Annotated in this window: 17 protein-coding genes; all 17 read right to left on the minus strand. The window is 37.1% G+C overall.

Annotation, left to right across the window (positions count from 1 at the left end):
• Positions 1-21 precede the first annotated feature (21 nt).
• The 17 genes from RBB56_RS02880 to murQ all read right to left on the minus strand — a co-directional run bounded on the left by RBB56_RS02880 (position 22) and on the right by murQ (position 18,231).
• Entirely contained in the window at positions 22-861 is an 840-nt protein-coding gene (locus RBB56_RS02880) for a carbohydrate ABC transporter permease (protein WP_306720902.1), read from the minus strand.
• Positions 858-1,742: a carbohydrate ABC transporter permease gene (locus tag RBB56_RS02885; protein WP_306720903.1), complete on the minus strand. Its 885-nt coding sequence runs from the start codon at positions 1,740-1,742 to the stop codon at positions 858-860. Before RBB56_RS02885 ends, RBB56_RS02880 begins: the two co-directional genes overlap by 4 nt.
• Before the next feature lie 75 nt (positions 1,743-1,817).
• Entirely contained in the window at positions 1,818-3,158 is a 1,341-nt protein-coding gene (locus RBB56_RS02890) for an ABC transporter substrate-binding protein (protein WP_306720904.1), read from the minus strand.
• Between the two features lie 197 nt (positions 3,159-3,355).
• Complete coding sequence (locus tag RBB56_RS02895; RefSeq protein WP_306720905.1) at positions 3,356-4,960, minus strand: response regulator transcription factor; 1,605 nt, start codon at positions 4,958-4,960, stop codon at positions 3,356-3,358.
• A 1-nt stretch (position 4,961) separates the two neighbouring features.
• Positions 4,962-6,755: a cache domain-containing sensor histidine kinase gene (locus tag RBB56_RS02900; protein ID WP_306720906.1), complete on the minus strand. Its 1,794-nt coding sequence runs from the start codon at positions 6,753-6,755 to the stop codon at positions 4,962-4,964.
• 604 nt (positions 6,756-7,359) lie between these two features.
• Positions 7,360-8,286 carry an AraC family transcriptional regulator gene (locus RBB56_RS02910; protein ID WP_306720907.1) on the minus strand — a complete coding sequence of 309 codons (927 nt, stop codon included), beginning with the start codon at positions 8,284-8,286 and terminating at the stop codon, positions 7,360-7,362.
• Between the two features lie 2 nt (positions 8,287-8,288).
• Positions 8,289-9,077, minus strand: a complete 789-nt coding sequence (gene yaaA / locus RBB56_RS02915) for a peroxide stress protein YaaA (protein ID WP_306720908.1) — start codon at positions 9,075-9,077, stop codon at positions 8,289-8,291.
• Positions 9,078-9,079: 2 nt separating this feature from the next.
• Positions 9,080-9,448 carry an ACT domain-containing protein gene (locus tag RBB56_RS02920; RefSeq protein ID WP_306722075.1) on the minus strand — a complete coding sequence of 123 codons (369 nt, stop codon included), beginning with the start codon at positions 9,446-9,448 and terminating at the stop codon, positions 9,080-9,082.
• 105 nt (positions 9,449-9,553) lie between these two features.
• Positions 9,554-10,492: a glycoside hydrolase family 43 protein gene (locus RBB56_RS02925; RefSeq protein ID WP_306720909.1), complete on the minus strand. Its 939-nt coding sequence runs from the start codon at positions 10,490-10,492 to the stop codon at positions 9,554-9,556.
• A 95-nt stretch (positions 10,493-10,587) separates the two neighbouring features.
• Complete coding sequence (locus RBB56_RS02930; protein WP_306720910.1) at positions 10,588-11,445, minus strand: alpha/beta fold hydrolase; 858 nt, start codon at positions 11,443-11,445, stop codon at positions 10,588-10,590.
• 227 nt (positions 11,446-11,672) lie between these two features.
• Complete coding sequence (locus RBB56_RS02935; protein WP_306720911.1) at positions 11,673-12,467, minus strand: ABC transporter ATP-binding protein; 795 nt, start codon at positions 12,465-12,467, stop codon at positions 11,673-11,675.
• 3 nt (positions 12,468-12,470) lie between these two features.
• Positions 12,471-13,439, minus strand: a complete 969-nt coding sequence (locus RBB56_RS02940) for an ABC transporter permease (protein ID WP_306720912.1) — start codon at positions 13,437-13,439, stop codon at positions 12,471-12,473.
• Positions 13,440-13,546: 107 nt separating this feature from the next.
• Complete coding sequence (locus RBB56_RS02945; RefSeq protein WP_306720913.1) at positions 13,547-14,575, minus strand: ABC transporter substrate-binding protein; 1,029 nt, start codon at positions 14,573-14,575, stop codon at positions 13,547-13,549.
• Between the two features lie 166 nt (positions 14,576-14,741).
• Positions 14,742-15,641, minus strand: a complete 900-nt coding sequence (locus RBB56_RS02950) for a GNAT family N-acetyltransferase (RefSeq protein WP_306720914.1) — start codon at positions 15,639-15,641, stop codon at positions 14,742-14,744.
• Positions 15,610-16,161, minus strand: coding sequence for a GNAT family N-acetyltransferase (locus RBB56_RS02955; RefSeq protein WP_306720915.1), 552 nt, complete (start codon positions 16,159-16,161; stop codon positions 15,610-15,612). Before RBB56_RS02955 ends, RBB56_RS02950 begins: the two co-directional genes overlap by 32 nt.
• 97 nt (positions 16,162-16,258) lie before the next feature.
• A complete protein-coding gene (locus RBB56_RS02960; RefSeq protein ID WP_306720916.1) occupies positions 16,259-17,329 on the minus strand; it encodes a MupG family TIM beta-alpha barrel fold protein in 1,071 nt (356 codons plus the stop codon).
• Positions 17,326-18,231, minus strand: coding sequence for an N-acetylmuramic acid 6-phosphate etherase (gene murQ, locus RBB56_RS02965; protein ID WP_306720917.1), 906 nt, complete (start codon positions 18,229-18,231; stop codon positions 17,326-17,328). Before murQ ends, RBB56_RS02960 begins: the two co-directional genes overlap by 4 nt.
• Positions 18,232-18,234: the final 3 nt, after the last annotated feature.

Below are 18,234 nucleotides of genomic sequence, written 5' to 3' on the forward strand. Positions count from 1 at the left end.
CTCCATATTTTGTGTATTTTATTAACCTTTTACTGCACCAGCCGACATTCCTGCCAGCATTTTTTTACTACTAAAGAAATAGAATATAAATACAGGTAGAACTGTAACAGTAATTGCTGCAAACGTTGCACCCCAATCCGTCAATCCCATGCTTCCTACATAATCATTTAATCCAAGGGTAATTGTCTTCATGTTTGTTGACCGAGTAAATGTATATGCATTAATGTATTCATTCCAGCAAAATACAGCTTGCATTGTTGCTACTGTAATAACCGAATTCAAAGACATCGGTATTACCATTTTAAAGAAACATCCCAATGGATTACATCCATCAATAATCGCTGCCTCTAATATCTCTTCTGGAAAAAACTTACTAAAAGAATAAAACAATTGTATTGAATAAGATAAAGAAAATGCGATTTGAGGCAATATAATAGCTGCATAAGTATTAATCAATCCTAATTTATTAAAGATTGTAAACAAAGGAATCAGCGCTACTTGCATTGGTAGCATTAGTCCAAGCAAAAAATAATTTAATAAAAACTTTTTACCTTTAAATTTAATTTTACTAAGTGCAAATCCTGCCATCAACGCAATTAGTAAAAGGGGTATTAACACACCTACTAATACACTTATGCTATTTTTAAAATACGTAAGCATATGGCTCTTGGTAAAAACAGTAATATAATTCCCTATATAAAATGATGATGGCAATGCATATGCAGGAAGCTGTCTGAAATCATCAAGCGTTTTAAAGCTTGAAAACATTACATATACAAAGGGGTATACCTGCATAACTACTAGAAGAATAATCAAGATCCACTTAACTACTGTTCCAAACGTAACCTTATTCTTTTTCATTCTTCCTTCCCCTCTCCTGTTATTTTTCTAAACATAAGTCCAATTACCAGACATATGATAACAATCATAATCGCAACAGAACTTCCATATCCATACTTCATGCTGGCAAAGGCCTGTTTATACATATATGTTGTCATCAATTCAGATGCATTACCTGGTCCGCCACGAGTCAATAAGTAAGAAAATTCAAAAGAACGCAATGAACCATTTAATACCAAAATGCAGTTAGCTATGATAACTGGTTTAATATAAGGCACTTTCACATACCAGTATTCCTTAATATGGTTCGCGCCATCTATACGCGCAGCCTCACTAAGTTCATCTGGAACTCCAATTAATGCCGCATAAAATATGACCATATATAACCCCAGATATTTGTAACCTTCAACAAAAGCTGTTACATATAATGAAATATTCGGGTTCGATGTCCATTCCATTACCTTTAATGCAGGATTAAACATTGAGAGTAATTGATTAACAACCCCAGTTGGTGTTACTGATAATAATTTCAAGAAAATTTGGCAAATTGCGACGGAAGAAATAACAACTGGAACATAATACAATGTTTGTAGTGCTGTTCTTCCTTTTTTTACCCTACTAAGCAAAATAGCAAATAGTAAACCGCCAAATACTTGAATCAACACATTGATTACTGTATAGATAAGAGTGTGCCAAACAGTCGATTTAAAAACTTTATCATTCGCTATAAGCTCTACGTAATTTTGCAATCCGATAAAAGCTTTTGAGCCAACACCGCTCCAATCAAAAAAGCTATAATAACCTGCCCATATGATTGAAACAACAACAAAAAGTGTATAAATCAAAAATGCAGGAAATATAAATAAAAATATAATTGATTTTTTTCCAAATGCTTTTTGCATAAGATACCTCTTTTGGGGAAAAGGCCGACATATTGCCGGTCTTTTCCATGATTTTATCATACAAACCTAAATCATTTATTTAGTAACAAATGTATCGCAATTGCTAATAAATTCATCAGGAGTTATAATGCCTTGTGCCAATTTTTGTTGTTCATCCACAATCTTTGTCAATACTTCTGAATCAAGCTTATCATCCCAAGAAGTCCATGCCGTTTCAGCCGCTGAGAACATTGGCTGTGTATCGTAATATAATTGTGAAAGTCCTTCAGGCAAATCTTCATTGAATGGGGAGAATATCTGCGCTTGAGTATAGCAAGCATCTGAGAAGTTCTCACACATATAGTCGAAAAAGTTTTGCATTGTATCATCATATGTAGCTTTATTAAATGCTTCTGCAAATCCTGCATGGATTGGTACATTTGTTGGCATATTCTCCATTCCTTCTGTATCAGGAACAGGGAAGAATCCAAGTTTTCCTTCTTTATACATTTCATTCGCAAGGCCTATTTGCCCAGATCCTGAATAAAAGATTGCTCCTGTGCCTCCAAAGAATAAGTTACACGCTGATGTATAATCAACACTTGCAAATCCAGGTTCAAAATATCCTTTTGTACCTAAATCATGTAATAAATTGACTGCATATTTTGCTGAATCATTTGAACTAAATTTATCAGAACCCGCTTGATAATTTGTGATAAAGTCAGGGCCTGTAATTCTCCATGGAGAGAATGAAAGATAACGCATTAACTGCCAAGCATCTGATCCTCCTACAACTAATGGAATTTCCCCAATGTCTGCAATCTTTTGACAAGCAGCTTCAAATTCTCCCCATGTTGCAGGTGCCTCTGTAATACCTGCTTCTTCAAATATATCTGTTCTATACATGAAATATTCACAGTATAAACCTTGTGGAAATAAGTAGATATTTCCGTCATCTGCATCTGTAAGGAAATCAACAATTGCACCATTCATTTTATCGTAGTATCCGTTTCTCTTTAATTCTGCCCCCACATCAACCAAAGCATCAATATCTTTACATGCTTTAGAAAGTGTTCCATTTGGGCATCCATAGATATCAGGAAGAGTATTACTATTGATATACATTTGAAGTTTTGTAAAATAATCTTGCATATCGTTTACTAGTTCAATTTCATACTCAAGTCCGTTTTCTTCACAATAATTACTGAGCAAATAATTGAATACCTGGTATTGTTCTGTGGACTCTGTTCCTTTTAAAAGAGCTGTGATTTTTGTTCTTTCTCCAGTACTTGCTGTACTGCTTGTTGTCTTTGTAGTACCCTCACTAGCATCCTGTTGTGTAGCTGTTTTGCTTTCTGTTTGCTGCCCGCATCCTGTTAAGACAGATGATGCCGTTACAACTGTTGCCAAAAACATTGCAATTAATTTCTTTTTCATATTAGTCCTCCTTGTTCTTTATAAAAGTTTTCTTAACTTCTATTAAAACTATAAAATTTTATTCATATAAAAGCAATAAAAAAAACAGCAAAAAATGTGAAATACTTACACATTCCTTGCTGTAATATCTTATTCTTTTGTATCAAATGCACAAATATTATATTTTGACTTGAATTTTATATTTTCATTCCTCTATTTTATATTCCTTTTCTGTATTCGTTAGGTGTTACCCCATATTTTTTCTTAAATGCCTGAATAAAATAACTGAAATCATTATACCCGACTCGCTCTGCAATTTCATAAAGTTTATATTTGTCTTCTACAATCATTTTTCTAGCGGCATCCATACGTAGACAAATAAGTAATTGTAAAAAACTTTGATTTGTATATCTCTTCAATATCCTGCTAACATACGTCTTACTCATATGAAATTTATCCGCTACACAATCCAAAGTTAAATCCTCATTATAATTTTCATTTAAATAATCTAAAATGTGATTTACCGTATTTTGATATCTTTCATCAAAATTTTTATTATTCTGAGTTGTTAAAAGTGTAAAACCTTTTGTAAGATATTGGACGATTTCATTCACTGATTCGGCATTGCTAATCACCTTAATACCATCTTGTAAGAATAAATAATCATACTCTTCCTGTAATTTTCCTTTTATCCTACATAGAAATGGATATCTCATACATGCAACCAGCAAATCCAACGCCATATATTTGCAGTCGTTTAATTCCATGTCTTGTTCTCCAAACATTTCCTCTATATCCTTATTGGCTTCAAGCGTTTGTCCTGCGTAAATTTTTATAAATAATCTTTGTTTCTGACCTTGTGTGATTTCATGATTATGTCTTACCACATCATCTAAATCTTTATAAGAAACAATCGTGTTCTCTCCTAAGTAAACGCTCTGGCTACATGCCTGACACGCCTCTATATGCTTTTCATTTACCTTATAAACATCTGTTTCCACATTGCTAATACCAATACATATTTTGTAATGAATAACCTCATTGGCAACTTGTTTCAATTTTTCTGTTGCTACAATACTTTGGTCAACACAGTATTTTTCTGTATTGTCCCTTTGAAATAATAAAATGAAATTGAACTGAAGGTTCATATCATCATATTCGCATAACACTTCCATGCAAAATTCACCTAATATTTCTACTCCTATGTTAAGAAATGCATACTGTTCTGGCCAAGCATCTTCTCTTCCTGAATGAGCATTTTCTCTAGTAATAGCAATACAAATATACTTTTCTATATGAATATCTACTGTATTAGCACCATGTTCCAGCTCTTTTCGGGTTCGAATTCTACCATGAAATAAATCATTTACAAACTTACTCCTAATATAAGGTAATTCCTTTTCAAAGCTTTTCTGTAGATCCATATAATATTTACTGATTTTTCGTTCTTCATTTAGCTCACTGCACAATTTTTTTACTAAATCATCCAATTTCATAAAATTCATTGGTTTTAATAAATATTCTGAAATGCCTAGTCTTATTGCCTCTTGTGCAAATTCAAAATTATCATATCCCGTTAAAAGTACTATCTTCAATTTTTCCTTTATTTTTTTAGCCGCTGAAGCAAATTCAAGTCCATCCATCTCAGGCATTTTAATATCTGTAAATACAATATCCGGCTCATATTCCTGCACTTTTTGAATTCCTTCTCTTCCATTTTGTGCAGTCGCAATTAATTCACACCCGTATTCATTCCAAGGAAAAGATGATAATCCATCTAAAATAATATATTCATCATCAACAATCATTACTTTTATACTCATATTAGTTCCTCAACAAATCATTAAATTGTTTATAAAGTTTTTGTGGTTCCTGTATATAAGGAATATGCAAAATCACCGTAGTTCCCTCGCCTTCTTTGGAGCGTATAATTAGTCCATAAGAGTCTCCATACATGAATTTCAACCTCTTATGCACTGCATATAAACCCAAATTTGTATGTACCTCAGATTCTCCGGTTTCAGCAGTTATCGGTTCTTTAAGCAACTCAGAAATTTTTTCTTCTGACATTCCTATCCCCGTATCTTTTACTATAATATCTATACTTTCATTTTCACGTTTAACGCTTATATAAAGAAAATTTTTACTCTGTGTATTTTCTATTCCATGAATAATTGCGTTTTCAACAATTGGTTGTACAATTAGCTTCGGTACAGTTTGGTTTAGAAGCGAGTCATCAATGTCGTAAATCGTATCAAATCTATCTTTATATCGAACATGTTGAATATAAAGATAGTCTTTTACATAATTCAATTCCTGTTCTAATGTAATTATACTTTGCTTATTACTAATACTTGCTCTAATTAAATTACTAATCGCTGTTACCAAATTACATATTTCTATTTGTTTTTCTTTAAATGCCATCCAATTAATTGTATCTAGCGTATTATATAAAAAATGGGGATTCATTTGTGACTGTAATGTCTTAAATTCCATTTCTTTATTTAGAATTTCACCTTGTGTTACCTTTTGCATCAGTTCATTAATATCTTTAATTGCTTTATTAAAAACTCTATTCATTTTTCCTATTTCATCCGCTCTATTTTCACATAAACGAACTTCAAAATCACCTTGTGCAAATCTTTCTAAAGCATTAGCCGTATTCTCCAATGACGATACCAAACTTTGTGCAATTGCAATACTTACGCTAATTCCAATTATTATTGCAAATACAATCAATACTACTGCCAGATTCCGAATTCCTGCCAAATCCTTCTTGATATACTCTAAGGGTATAAATCCCACTGTATCCCAACCAGTAATATTAGAATGTGTATATACCACAGTGCATTCACTACTGCCTTCTTCATATAAAAAATTTCCTTGTGAAGATGTTTCTCCTGACATCTTTGTAATAAGTGACTCTCCTACAACTCCACTGATTCTTTCCATATTAGCATCAAGAATCGCAATACTTCCATCATTACCGAAACTAATATTACTTGTCATTTTTTCAATATAGCTTCTCTTTAATCCAATCCGGATATAACCGATTGGTTTATAGGTCTGTAAATCCTTGACCAATTTAATTATTTGAAGTGTATCTTCATCATTTTGATCATTAATCAACACCCACTTTCCTTTAGCGAGATCGGCTTTTGCAAATAGTATATCTTCATTTGGTATTTCATGTTTATCAGACCATAACGATAGATAATAACTTGTTCCGTTTGCTCCATATAACTCCATATCATTCATAGTTATACTTGAATATGCCTGTAACATTATTCTTCTTATTTGTTTATTTCTAGAATAGAATGAATCACTTTCAATGTTTGCTTCATTCGGAGGTGTATTCAATTCTTCCTGGATAGTCGGACTATCTGCCAGCACTTCCATTTTATTACTCATTAAGGTCATATAGCTATCTAAAGAATTGGAAAATTGCTCAACAGTTTCCCTTGTTTGTTCTAATGAATGTTTTAAGATTATTTTAGCCGAATATGTATAAAATGCTACTACTAGTATTAAAACTAACAGAAGTAATATGAATGAAAAGCCAATTATTAATTTTGTGCGAATATTAAAATCTCGAAATTTCTTAAGTATCGAAATCACAGAAATCCTCCTATCTATTTCTTAATACATCATAATTCAATTCTAATACCATTAACGATCTCATTCCCTGTAAATACCCCATAAAACTCAAAACACGCATCTTAGATGTTATGTTTACTAATATATGAATATAAGCAGAGTTGCCTATCTCATAAAAAGATTATACCCTTGGTCAGGGGTTTTATCAATTAATATCCCCACAATTTTAGAATGTAGATCATCTCAGCTCCTGAGCAGGATTGTCGCCGGAACGCAAAGAAAGTGCTGGCAAAAAACGAGCACAAAGATAGAAAGATTAACAAATATCTAAAAGTGCCCCTTGTTGAATGCGCCTGGGTGGCTATAAGAAATAAAGAGAGCTATTTACATATATTAGAAGACTTTCAAGCGTATCAAAATTTAAGAAGCAATTATTATACTCACTTGAATGAAGAAAAGATTAAAGAAATAAAATCATTAAAAATCTCGGTTTTCAAGTGATAATACAATAGATTTGGGGGAGAGTTAGCGTAGAAAAAAGCCCACCAAAAATCCGGTAAGCTTTTTTGTTGTATCATTTAAAGATAGCATAGAGATACATTTTCAGGGCAGCCCTTTACATTTATTATTTACACTTTCTAATCGGAATCCATATTTCGCTTAAATAGGTGGTGCTATCCATCTCTTCGCATGAATACCATTCCAGTTCCGGTGCCTCCACATGTTCATAGCCGGAACTGGGGAACCATTCCGTATAGATTCTCTTCCATACACTCTGCTGTGATTCCGGAAGTTTACCCCGGCATTCGAATTTCACATATTCCTGCTCTTCAATTATAAGCTCAGTCATACCCTCTTCCGGCTTCTCCTCAGACTCTACTCCTATCATATAATTGAAATCCGTTCCTCTTGAATTATAGCACACTCCGTAACCTTCAGGCTTACCTTTTTTCGCTTTATCGGATAGCCTTGTCAGGCGTCCATCCTCCGCCACTTCATTCCACATCTTGGGAATTTCTTTGAAGTTCTCTCCGTTTACTGTAGAAATTGTTTTTTCAATGCCAAGTAATCTTAGTTTTTTCATTTTTTCAATGCGATATTTCATTTCATCCACTCCTTTGATTGTAATTTTGAAGGAAATTCTAGGATACAATGTGAGAACGGCACCTTGTTCCCTCGCGTCCTTCGGTGTAATTCCATGAAGGTTCTGGAAAGCTCTGGCAAAAGAAACTGGGGAATCATACCCGTATTTCAATGAGATATCAAGCACACTCCCCCCTCCTTTTTGGAAATCCAGTGCCGCAAGGGTCAGCCTTCTCCTTCGGATATATTCTGCCAAGGGTACATCCGCAATGAAAGAAAACATTCTCTGAAAATTATAAGAAGAAATACAAGCTCTTCTGGCCGCTTCCACATAATCAATCTCTCCGGATAGATTGTTTTCAATATAATCTAAAGCAGCATTCATTTTCTCAAGCCATTCCATTTTTGTTTCCTCATTTCCTGTTAACCGTTTCCTGTTAACGGTTAACTGTTGATTGTTACAATACAATCTTAGGATATTTTTGATTTTAATTCGCAACTTTCTCTGTCCGAAAAAATATTTTTTACAAATATATAGGTCGTCTCATTAGATAATTCCTGTTGAAAAGAATAGCCTAAGCGATTAAAATCTTTTATCCCTTCTATATATTTAATTTTTTTCTCTGCCATAAACCGTACCATTTCACCTCTTGCCATTTTTGCATAAGTTCCCTTTTCAATTACCTTCCCGTTTCGCATTTCTCCAAATACGCAAGTTACAAACATGGTGTCCTCTCTCAAATAAGGTGTGATACATTTGCTGTATTCTTTGGATGCCAGATTGAGAATACAATTATTCTCCGATAAGAGTTCCATCGCAAGGCTGTCCTTCCAGAAATGATACAAGGAATTAGTATGCCAATTCTTAAGAACAGCCTGCATTTCTAAACGATAAGGCACAATGCCATCGGCTGCCCGAAGCAGTCCATAGAAGCCGGATAGTATGTATAAATGCTCCTTTATATATTCCCATTGTTTATCATTGAAAACAGCCGGAGCCATATGCTGGTATTGCAATCCTTCGTAGCTTAGTACCGCAGGTGTCAGCATCTTTGTCAAGTCCATCGCTTCAAGGCGCTTTATATTTAAATCCGTAATAGAATCGTTACATTTCCATATTGCTTGTAATGTTTTTCTATCCTGCTTTTTTAAATGATCTTTCAATGATTCTGTCTGTTCCAGGAAAACTGGTAAAGTTTCATAAGGAAGTAAATCCTCTCGTACATTCATCTTCTTCGCCGGTGATATTATAACTTTCATAACTATTCCTTTATCTCATAACCTTCCATTTCTAAAGCCTCTAGTGCTTTTCTGAAATTGTCTTCTTGTACTAGTATATAATCTGTATTATATGTGGAAATTGCAAAAATTCCAATCTCAGCTTTTGCCAAAATCCCCGATATTTCTGACAGGATTCCAATTAATGAAAAGTCAAGGATACCTTCTATCCGAAATGTCCTCCAGCCATCCTCTCTTGAGACCGTATTTGATGGAACAAACCGCGTATCACAAACTAGGGATAACTCTTCGTCGGTCTTACCTATAAAGCAATATTCATCTTCAAAATTTACCTCTTTTATATTTTCTAACTTGCATACGCTGAACGCCTTATCAATTATTTTTATTTCCACTTTTATTTCCTCACATTTCATTCGTTTTACATCTATGTAACACTATAACAAAGCCTCCGTTTGCATCCGGAGGCATTATTATCGTTCAGTTGTCTTCGTTCTACGTTATGATTCGAACTCACAGCCTTTGATTCTCTCATATTCTTCCATCGTAATTTCCAACACAGTTCCATGCTTGAATCCATACGGAAAGGAAAATTGAGCATCCGCACGCTTAAAAACACCTTTGGAAATATCCTCGCACAAAAAAGGAACATACCCCTGTCCTTTTCCCGGAACCCCATAATAATCGAACATCAGGCACCATCTGCCATCTTCCAGACGAAACGCCGTAGGCGCTTCATACACTCCTGCCTGCAGCTTACTCATTTCTTCATCAAATGCATCCATCCTCTCAAAAGGACCTGTAGGACTTGTACTCTTTAGTAAGATAATGGTAGCGGGATTCTCCTCACTTTTCACAAATAAATAGTAAATGCCACTTTCCTCCACCATGCAGGAATCTATAACACCGCTATCCTCCTTGCGATACAAAAGCTCCGGAGCCGAAAATTCTTCAAAAGTCTTCGTCCTCGTATAATAAATCGCTTTTTCTCCATAGTTATTACATTCATGAGGAGAAGACCAGTGCAAAATATAATCGCCGTTTTCTTTATCCCGAATAATATCCGGCGCCCAACGACATCCGAATTCAGCACCGCCCAGTGTAATCATCTTCTGCCATGACCAATGAATCAGATCCTGTGATTCCCACATAACAAGCTCTCTGCTGCCATTCCTGCCAATCTCATCCCAAGAATTATGATACTGATTAGGCATTCCATAAGCTAAACTTAAATCCGTCGCAACGATACGGAATTTCCCATCTTCTGTCCTTACGATTGTGAAGTCTCTCACTCCCTTGTCACCTTCATAACTCCAAAGTACCGGATTACCTCCATTTACCTCTTTCCAATGAAACCCATCCTTACTTAATCCAAAATATACCTGCTCCCCATCCGGTGTCTTCTTCTCTTTAAAATGTACGAACAAATATGCTTTCATCTAACTTCTCCTTTTACCATAAATTCTCAATTAATCAATTGTGAAACTCACCATTTTTCATAATTTCATACAATCTTTCTTATATTAAATACTATTTACCATAGTTTTCCATCAAGGTAATGTCTTAAAGCATCTGCAAACTCTTCTGGGCGCTCCTTCTGAGGCCAATGTTTACATCCTTCCATTAAATATATCTCACAATCAGGAATTCTTCTGCTTGCATTAAGAGCATCTTTCAACGGAACTGCTTTGTCGAGCGTACCATGTATAAGCAGTGTAGGTAATTTTATTTCTTCAAGCCGTCCGGCCAAGTCTGTGATAAGTCCTGTTGGTGTTATCTCACTTCTCTGAAATGAGATAAAAGGTTTATCCGCACCGGGCTGTAACATAGTCTTATGTATCTGCGAAACCAAATCATCCGTTACCTTCGATTTATCACCGAACAAGTTATATTCCAGCGATAACCTGGCAATGGATGGGGATTTGTTCGTCCATGTATATAAATTGTCATTTATTTTAGAATGAACAAACCAATGAGTAAGACGGTGCCACGGTAATTTATCGAATACTCCCCAAGCATCGACCGGCACAAGAACCTTAATGAGTTCCGGATAAGTTAATGCCATATGTAAGCATATACCTCCGCCTAATGATAACCCTGTCAAGATAACAGGCCCTCCGAATTCTTCGATAATACCCTTTACAATTTCCGTATAAAAAGATAATGTGTATTCACCATCTATTCGGTCGCTTTCTCCATATCCCGGCAAATCAGGCGCAATAACCCGATATTGATCCGACAATAATGGAATCACCTCAGCCCAGGAAAGCATTGCGGAATCCACACCTGCGCCATGCAATAACACGATAGTATCATCACCGCCACCTGCACAATAACAGGTAATGCCTACTCCATTTATAGTTACATGCTTCTTTTCCATTTGGTCATTCATTCACATCACCTCCGCAATTATTTTCCTAAGAACAAAAGTGTGCTTCGCCCACTCTCGCAATTAAAACTTTTAGCCGCACAGCTTTTGTTCCGCGCGCGTAGCTGCGCATCAATCGGTTCTTTAATAGGAGCACTTTCCTAATTAAAGAACAAAAAACGGTATAATCACCTATAATGATTATACCGTCATCATACCAAAACTTCCAGAGAGATTTCATGATTATTTTGTTAAGCGAGAATTGCCTTATCATTGGCGAATTCCTCACCGGAAACGAGCTCAAACTGATGCATTAAATCTGCCACTGTAAGCTTCTTCTTTTCTTCTCCTGAAATATTTAAGATTACTCTTCCGTCGTGCATCATAATTAAACGATTGCCATGAGCAATAGCATCTTTCATATTATGCGTCACCATAAGCGCCGTCAAATGATTCTCCTCGATAATCTGATCGGTTACACGGAGCACCTTTTCCGCTGTCTTAGGGTCGAGTGCCGCTGTATGCTCATCCAAAAGAAGTAAATTCGGCTGCTGTAAAGTTGCCATAAGCAAAGTCAACGCCTGACGCTGCCCACCCGATAGCAGACCGACTTTCGAAGTCATACGATCCTCAAGTCCTAAGTCGAGAATCTTTAGAAGCTCTCTATATCTTTCTTTCTCTTTTCTCGTAATTCCCCATCCTAGCTTTCTGCTCTTTCCTCTGCGGGCCGCTAACGCAAGATTCTCCTGAATCTCCATGCTGGCAGCAGTTCCTGTCATAGGGTCTTGAAACACACGACCGAGAAAGCCTGCTCTCTTATGCTCAGGCAAACCGGTAATATTCTGTCCGTTTAATAAAATCGCACCTCTATCTACAGGCCATACTCCTGCAATCGCATTCAATGTGGTGGATTTCCCCGCACCATTTCCTCCGATAATCGTACAGAAATCGCCTTTATCCAAATGAAGATCCACCCCGTTTAGAGCTGCTTTTTCATTAATGGTACCGAGGTTAAAGGTCTTATGAATATCTACAATATTTAACATCTGCTATTCCTCCTTATCCTTCCTGGCCTCAAGTGCTGACAGAGACGCTTTGGCAGTACGGGCAAAGGAATTCTTGCGCTTGCCCTGCAAATAAGGAACTGCCAGGAAAACAGCTACGATAATTGCTGTAAATAGCTTTAAATCGTTGGAATTTAATTTCAGCCAAAGCACGATACCTACAACGACATAATAAATAATTCCACCCATAATGACAAATATGAGACGCGCCGCAAAATTCAAGCGCTTTCTCAAAATACTTTCACCGAATACTTCACCGATAATAACCGCTGCAAGACCGATAACAATAGCACCGCGTCCCATATTAATATCCGCGAATCCCTGATACTGTGCCATCAAACCGCCTGCCAGTCCCACAAGACCGTTTGACAATGCGAGGGCCACTACCTTCGTGAAATTAATATTGATGCCGTTCGCCATACTCATGGCTGGATTACAGCCGGTAGCCCTTATGGAACTTCCCTGTTCCGTTCCGAAATACCAATATAACAGCGCTATTAAAGCCGCTGCAATCAAACCGCCGATTAAAATAGACTTTGGGATATTCATTAAGGAAACGAGCAGTTTGTATTTCTGAGCACTTAATGCCATATTAGCAGCCATTCCCATGATATGTAGATTCACTGAATACAACGCAATCTGCGTTAAAATTCCTGAAAGAATCGGTGGAATGCCAAGAACGGTATGAAGCATTCCAGTTGCAAGTCCTGCCAAAACCCCTGCTATCACTGCAATAAGCAGAGCTGCGGGAATCGGAACACCTGCCAAAGTTAACATAACGGTGACTGCTCCTCCTGTCGCAAAGGAACCGTCCACCGTCAAATCTGCAAAATCTAATAAACGAAACGTAATGTAAACGCCTAGCGCCATAATCCCCCAAATAATACCTTGTGCCACACTTCCAGGAAGGGCATTCAACAGATTCAAGGGATTAAGAGTAGCAAAGTAACTCATTGTTATCCTCCTTACAAAGAAAGGGGTGTCTTATAGTCAGGCACCCCTTTCAGTACTTTCATAATCATTTTGAAATTAATTTTCATTCTATCTTAATGTGATTTCCATTACTCTACTTCGATTGCAGTATAGCTTTCGGGAATCTCAACGCCCAACTGCTGCGCACGATCTGCCATATACTTATATGTAATATTAGGAGAATACTGAACTTCCATGGCGGATACATCTGCACCGTTTACTAATACTTCATAAGCCATTTCGCCGGTCGCATATCCCAAGTCATAGTAACTAATGGATAATGTAGCTACTCCACAACCTCTACAGATGCCTTCTTCTCCGGTTACAATCGGAATACCTGCCGGTTCTGCTATGTTGTTGATAGCTTCTGTACAGGATGCAGCAGTATTATCTGTGGGGATGAAGAGTATATCGCTGTTCGCGCAAGCGTTCTGTGTCACCGCAGCCACATCGTTTGAATCTGCAAAAGTGTATTCTGTACAGTTATATCCCATCTCCGTCAAATATCCTTGAATGGTTGCGGATTGATATTTGGAGTTCGGTTCTGCTGAGCAGTAAAGAATACCGATATTTTTCACATCAGGGAACAGTTCCTGAATCATCTCTGCCTGCTTATCAAGAGGCGCAAGATCAGCCGTACCCGATACATTCATTCCTGTTACACCGTTCCAATCATCGATGTCGAGTGCTGTCGCATAATCTGTAACAGAAGTGCCAAGAATCGGAATACTATTCGTTGCCGATGCTGCCGCCTGCAATGCCGATGTCGCGTTCGTCATAATTAAGTCGTACTGGCTAGCTACGAACTGGTTCGCAATCGTTGCACAAGTAGCGGAATCACCTGCCGCATTCTGCTCATCGAATACAACCTGAGCCCCCAGCTTCTCAGTCAATGCGTCTTTAAATCCTTGAGTTGCAGCATCTAAAGCTTCGTGTTGTACTAATTGGCTAATACCTATCTGATATACTTCACCATCCGCTGCCTGCTCCTGAGCCGCATCTTCCGCCGGAGCCTGTTCGCTTCCGCTCCCTGCCGTGCTTGCAGCACTTCCGCTTCCACAAGCTACAAAGCTTGCCATAATAAATATAGACAATGTAAGTACAAGTAATTTCTTCATAAACCTTCCTCCTCAAAATTAAATTAGCTGGTTTAACACATCAATGCGCTAAACTGCATGAGTGTATTATAGCATTTCTATTGAGAAAGTCAACTATTTTATAAATAAAGTTAATTGAAAATAGGTCGATGCTAAGTACAACATAAGGGTATAATATCGCTAGAATTCAAGCATGAGATATTAAAGGAAACATCTTTTTTTCCTCAGAAAATCTACGTAACCCCTTTCCTTTCACGAATAATGTTGAATCTTCCTCCTTCAATACAGAAACCTCGAATCCATCCGTATACTCCGGAGTAAATCCCAACACAACTCTAGAAATCTTTTCGCCAAAAGACTGAATAACTTTCTCCATCTCCACCCCGGCTGCAGAGAAAATTCCATGCAACAAGAGCGTACCACCTTCACTTTCTGCCACCACATAGGTATCTATCTCTTCTATATAATAAACGCAGTCTTTCAAAAAAGAAGTTAGATAGAACATGAGCAGATTATCATTATCCATGCAAAAGGCACCTACTGCCTTATATGTTCTCAGCCTCTCCAGAAAATTATTATAATCCTCAGTGGAGTCCATAGGAATTTTACAAGCCGTTTGGTTGCCGGTTATCGATACTTTCTTAGTATATTGATATTCTAACGCTGCTTCAAAACCAAACATCGGATAGAAATTTAACACGGAATCATTACCGAATAAATAAATGCCCTCCGTTCGTGTTTCGTATTCTTCAAAGATTCTCTCCAGCAGTTCCCGGATAAGCCCTTTATTTCTGTATGCTTCCTCTGTCATAATCGTTCCTAACTGAATCAAATATCTTTTTACAGAACCGGAGCCCTCTTGAAAATACATATGATTGACAGAAACATTTGCAACGACTTTATCTCCGTGTACTATAGAATACGGAATGTATTTCTCACTCCAGAACCCATTCCGGTACCATGGTTCAAAATCGATGCCAAATGTCTTTTTCGCCAATTCAAAAAAAGATTTTCTTAACTCTTCTCTTCCTTTATAATCTGACACTATTTCATATTCATTGTTCTCTATTCTTATATAATTCTGCATAATCTTCCTTTTCCATAATGTAAACACTGCTTCCCAGTTTCCCGCCATCGTATTGGGTAAAGCCTTCGGGAACATCCAGCAAAAAACGAAATCCTAATTTTTCTATTACCCTCTTTGACTGCAAGTTAGTCGAAGAATGAGAAATCATCAGTCTGTTTATCTTCAAATTTTCAAAAGCATAGGTAATAGCTGCCCGCGCCGCCTCCAGTATGATTTGCTGTCCCCAATATTCCTCCGACAGCACATACCCCAGTTCAAGATCGTAAGGAATTCCTCGTCTCGCAGTTCGATGAAGTCCTACGGAACCTATGACCTTATTGTTATCCTTCCACTCTATTGCCCACACATCATTATTATCCTGAAACATCCGTATAATCGTTTCCGATTCCTCCACACTTTCATGTGGCTTCCATCCCGCCATTGGTCCAACTTTCGATCCGGATGCGTAAGAATACATATCTGCAGCATCCAAAAGAGACCATTCTCTTAAAATCATTCGCTTCGTTTCTAATCGTTCCATAACAAATCCCCCTTGTTCTATGTAAAATAATAAAGACTTTCCTGATATAGTAAAAAGACAAACACACTTTTAATTTATGTGATTGTCTTTTACTCTTCTATTGTAATAGTTCGGTTTCCGCGTATTCAGTATTTAATTTAATCCCCATTCCATTCTTAATATATGGTAGGTACTTTACATATACCGAATCCACATGACCAATTACATTTACCCTTTCATCCTGCGGTAAATCCTGCCTTGCTATTTCCATTTCCCCTTCATATCTTAAATACTTACTGTTAGAGATACAAATGCTTCCCTGCTTACGTTCAACACAGTTTTCCGGTTGAATTCTATTCTTTAACATACGTGACTCGGTAGAACGGAACACGAAGCTGCTAGAGTCAATGCGATCGTGATGAATCATATTAGAAATAAAATGATATTTTTCATTCAGTGTCGCTTTTATTTCTATCATATTCTGATTCAATACTTCTATATTCTTCCACGATTCTTTCGATATGTCAATATCCCCTATCATAACCATATCACATTTTGCATCAAAATATAGTTCCAACATATTTAGCACAATATCATTCTTCGTAAGACGATGTTCCTCTACTGTAGGTAACCCCACAAACAATGGCCCTCTCATTGTCATATTTCCAGGCACAAAAGCCATCGTTTGAAGACCTTCCATCTTTAAGCTTTCATTTATCCCACGTACCCTTTCAATGGAAAGCCCCGTATATTCTTTTGGATAATAATTGTGACAGGCAATGAATCTCGATAAATCAGCTTTAGCACTTTTCCACTCTTGTATCTCTTTTATAGTGACCGTAGAAGCGTTCACTACAATTTGAAATACCTTTGACAACCTCGCTATTTCTTCCGGTGAATATCCGTAGTCCAGCCTTATTGATGTAATTCCCCAGTTTTTTAATTCTTCTATCGTATTACAAGCCAGTTTTTTTACCGTCTCAGGGCTGGCGTCTGCAATCAGCTGTATTTCATACTCTTTACACTTTTCCAGAAGCCTTTTGGTCTCTATTTCATAATTATCAACTTTTTCTTCCGGAATTTGTAAAGATGTAAATGCATAAGAAATCTTCGCCTCCTTTGCTTTCTTTAAGATTTCTATATTCATATCCATGTTTGTGCCTAAATAAATGGAAATTCCTATTTTCACTCTTTATTCTCCCTTATTGCCTTACGGATACTTCCATGGGCGGACTTTAATATACTCATTGCTTCATCTGCAGGCTTATCCAATAGAAACATGGTTATTGCCAGTTTGGCACTCCCGTCTGCTTCTTTTAATAACCTCTTAGCAGTTTCTCTATCAGATGAAGTTGCGTTCATCACAATATTTTCCGTCCTGACTGCCAGTTTTTCATTAGTATTTTGCAAATCAACCATTAAATTTTCATATGCCTTTCCAATCTTAACCATACTTCCTGTGGAAATCATATTCAGAATCATTTTTTGTGCGGTTCCCGCTTTTAATCTTGTAGAACCGGTCAATATCTCCGGACCGGTAACGGGTTCTATTGCTATATCTGCCTCTTTTCCTATGATGGAATCTTTATTGCATGCTATAGCGGCTGTCTTACATCCTATACTTGATGCATATCTTAATCCATATAATACATAAGGAGTCCTGCCGCTTGCGGACAATCCAATTACCATATCACTCGGCGATAGTCTATGTTCTTTTAAATCCGCTTCCGCAAGTGTTTTACTGTCCTCTGCTCCTTCTACCGCATGAAAAAGCGCTTCTCTTCCTCCTGCTATGATACCGGTCACCAATCCCTCTGACACCCCAAAGGTTGGCGGACATTCACTGGCGTCCAAAACTCCCAGACGCCCTGATGTTCCGGCACCAATATAAATCAGCCGTCCCTGCCCGCCGAGTGTTTCCGCAGCTATATCAATGGCATCCGCAATCTGTGGTATCACCGACCGGACCGCTTTTACCACATTTTCATCTTCTTTGTTTGCAGCCATAGCAATTTCCATAGAACTCATACTATCCAGATTCATTGTATCTATATTTCTTTTTTCTGTTGTATATATAGCCAAATTTATCATTTC

The organism is Kineothrix sp. MB12-C1, assembly GCF_030863805.1.
Classification (GTDB): Bacteria; Bacillota; Clostridia; order Lachnospirales; family Lachnospiraceae; genus Kineothrix.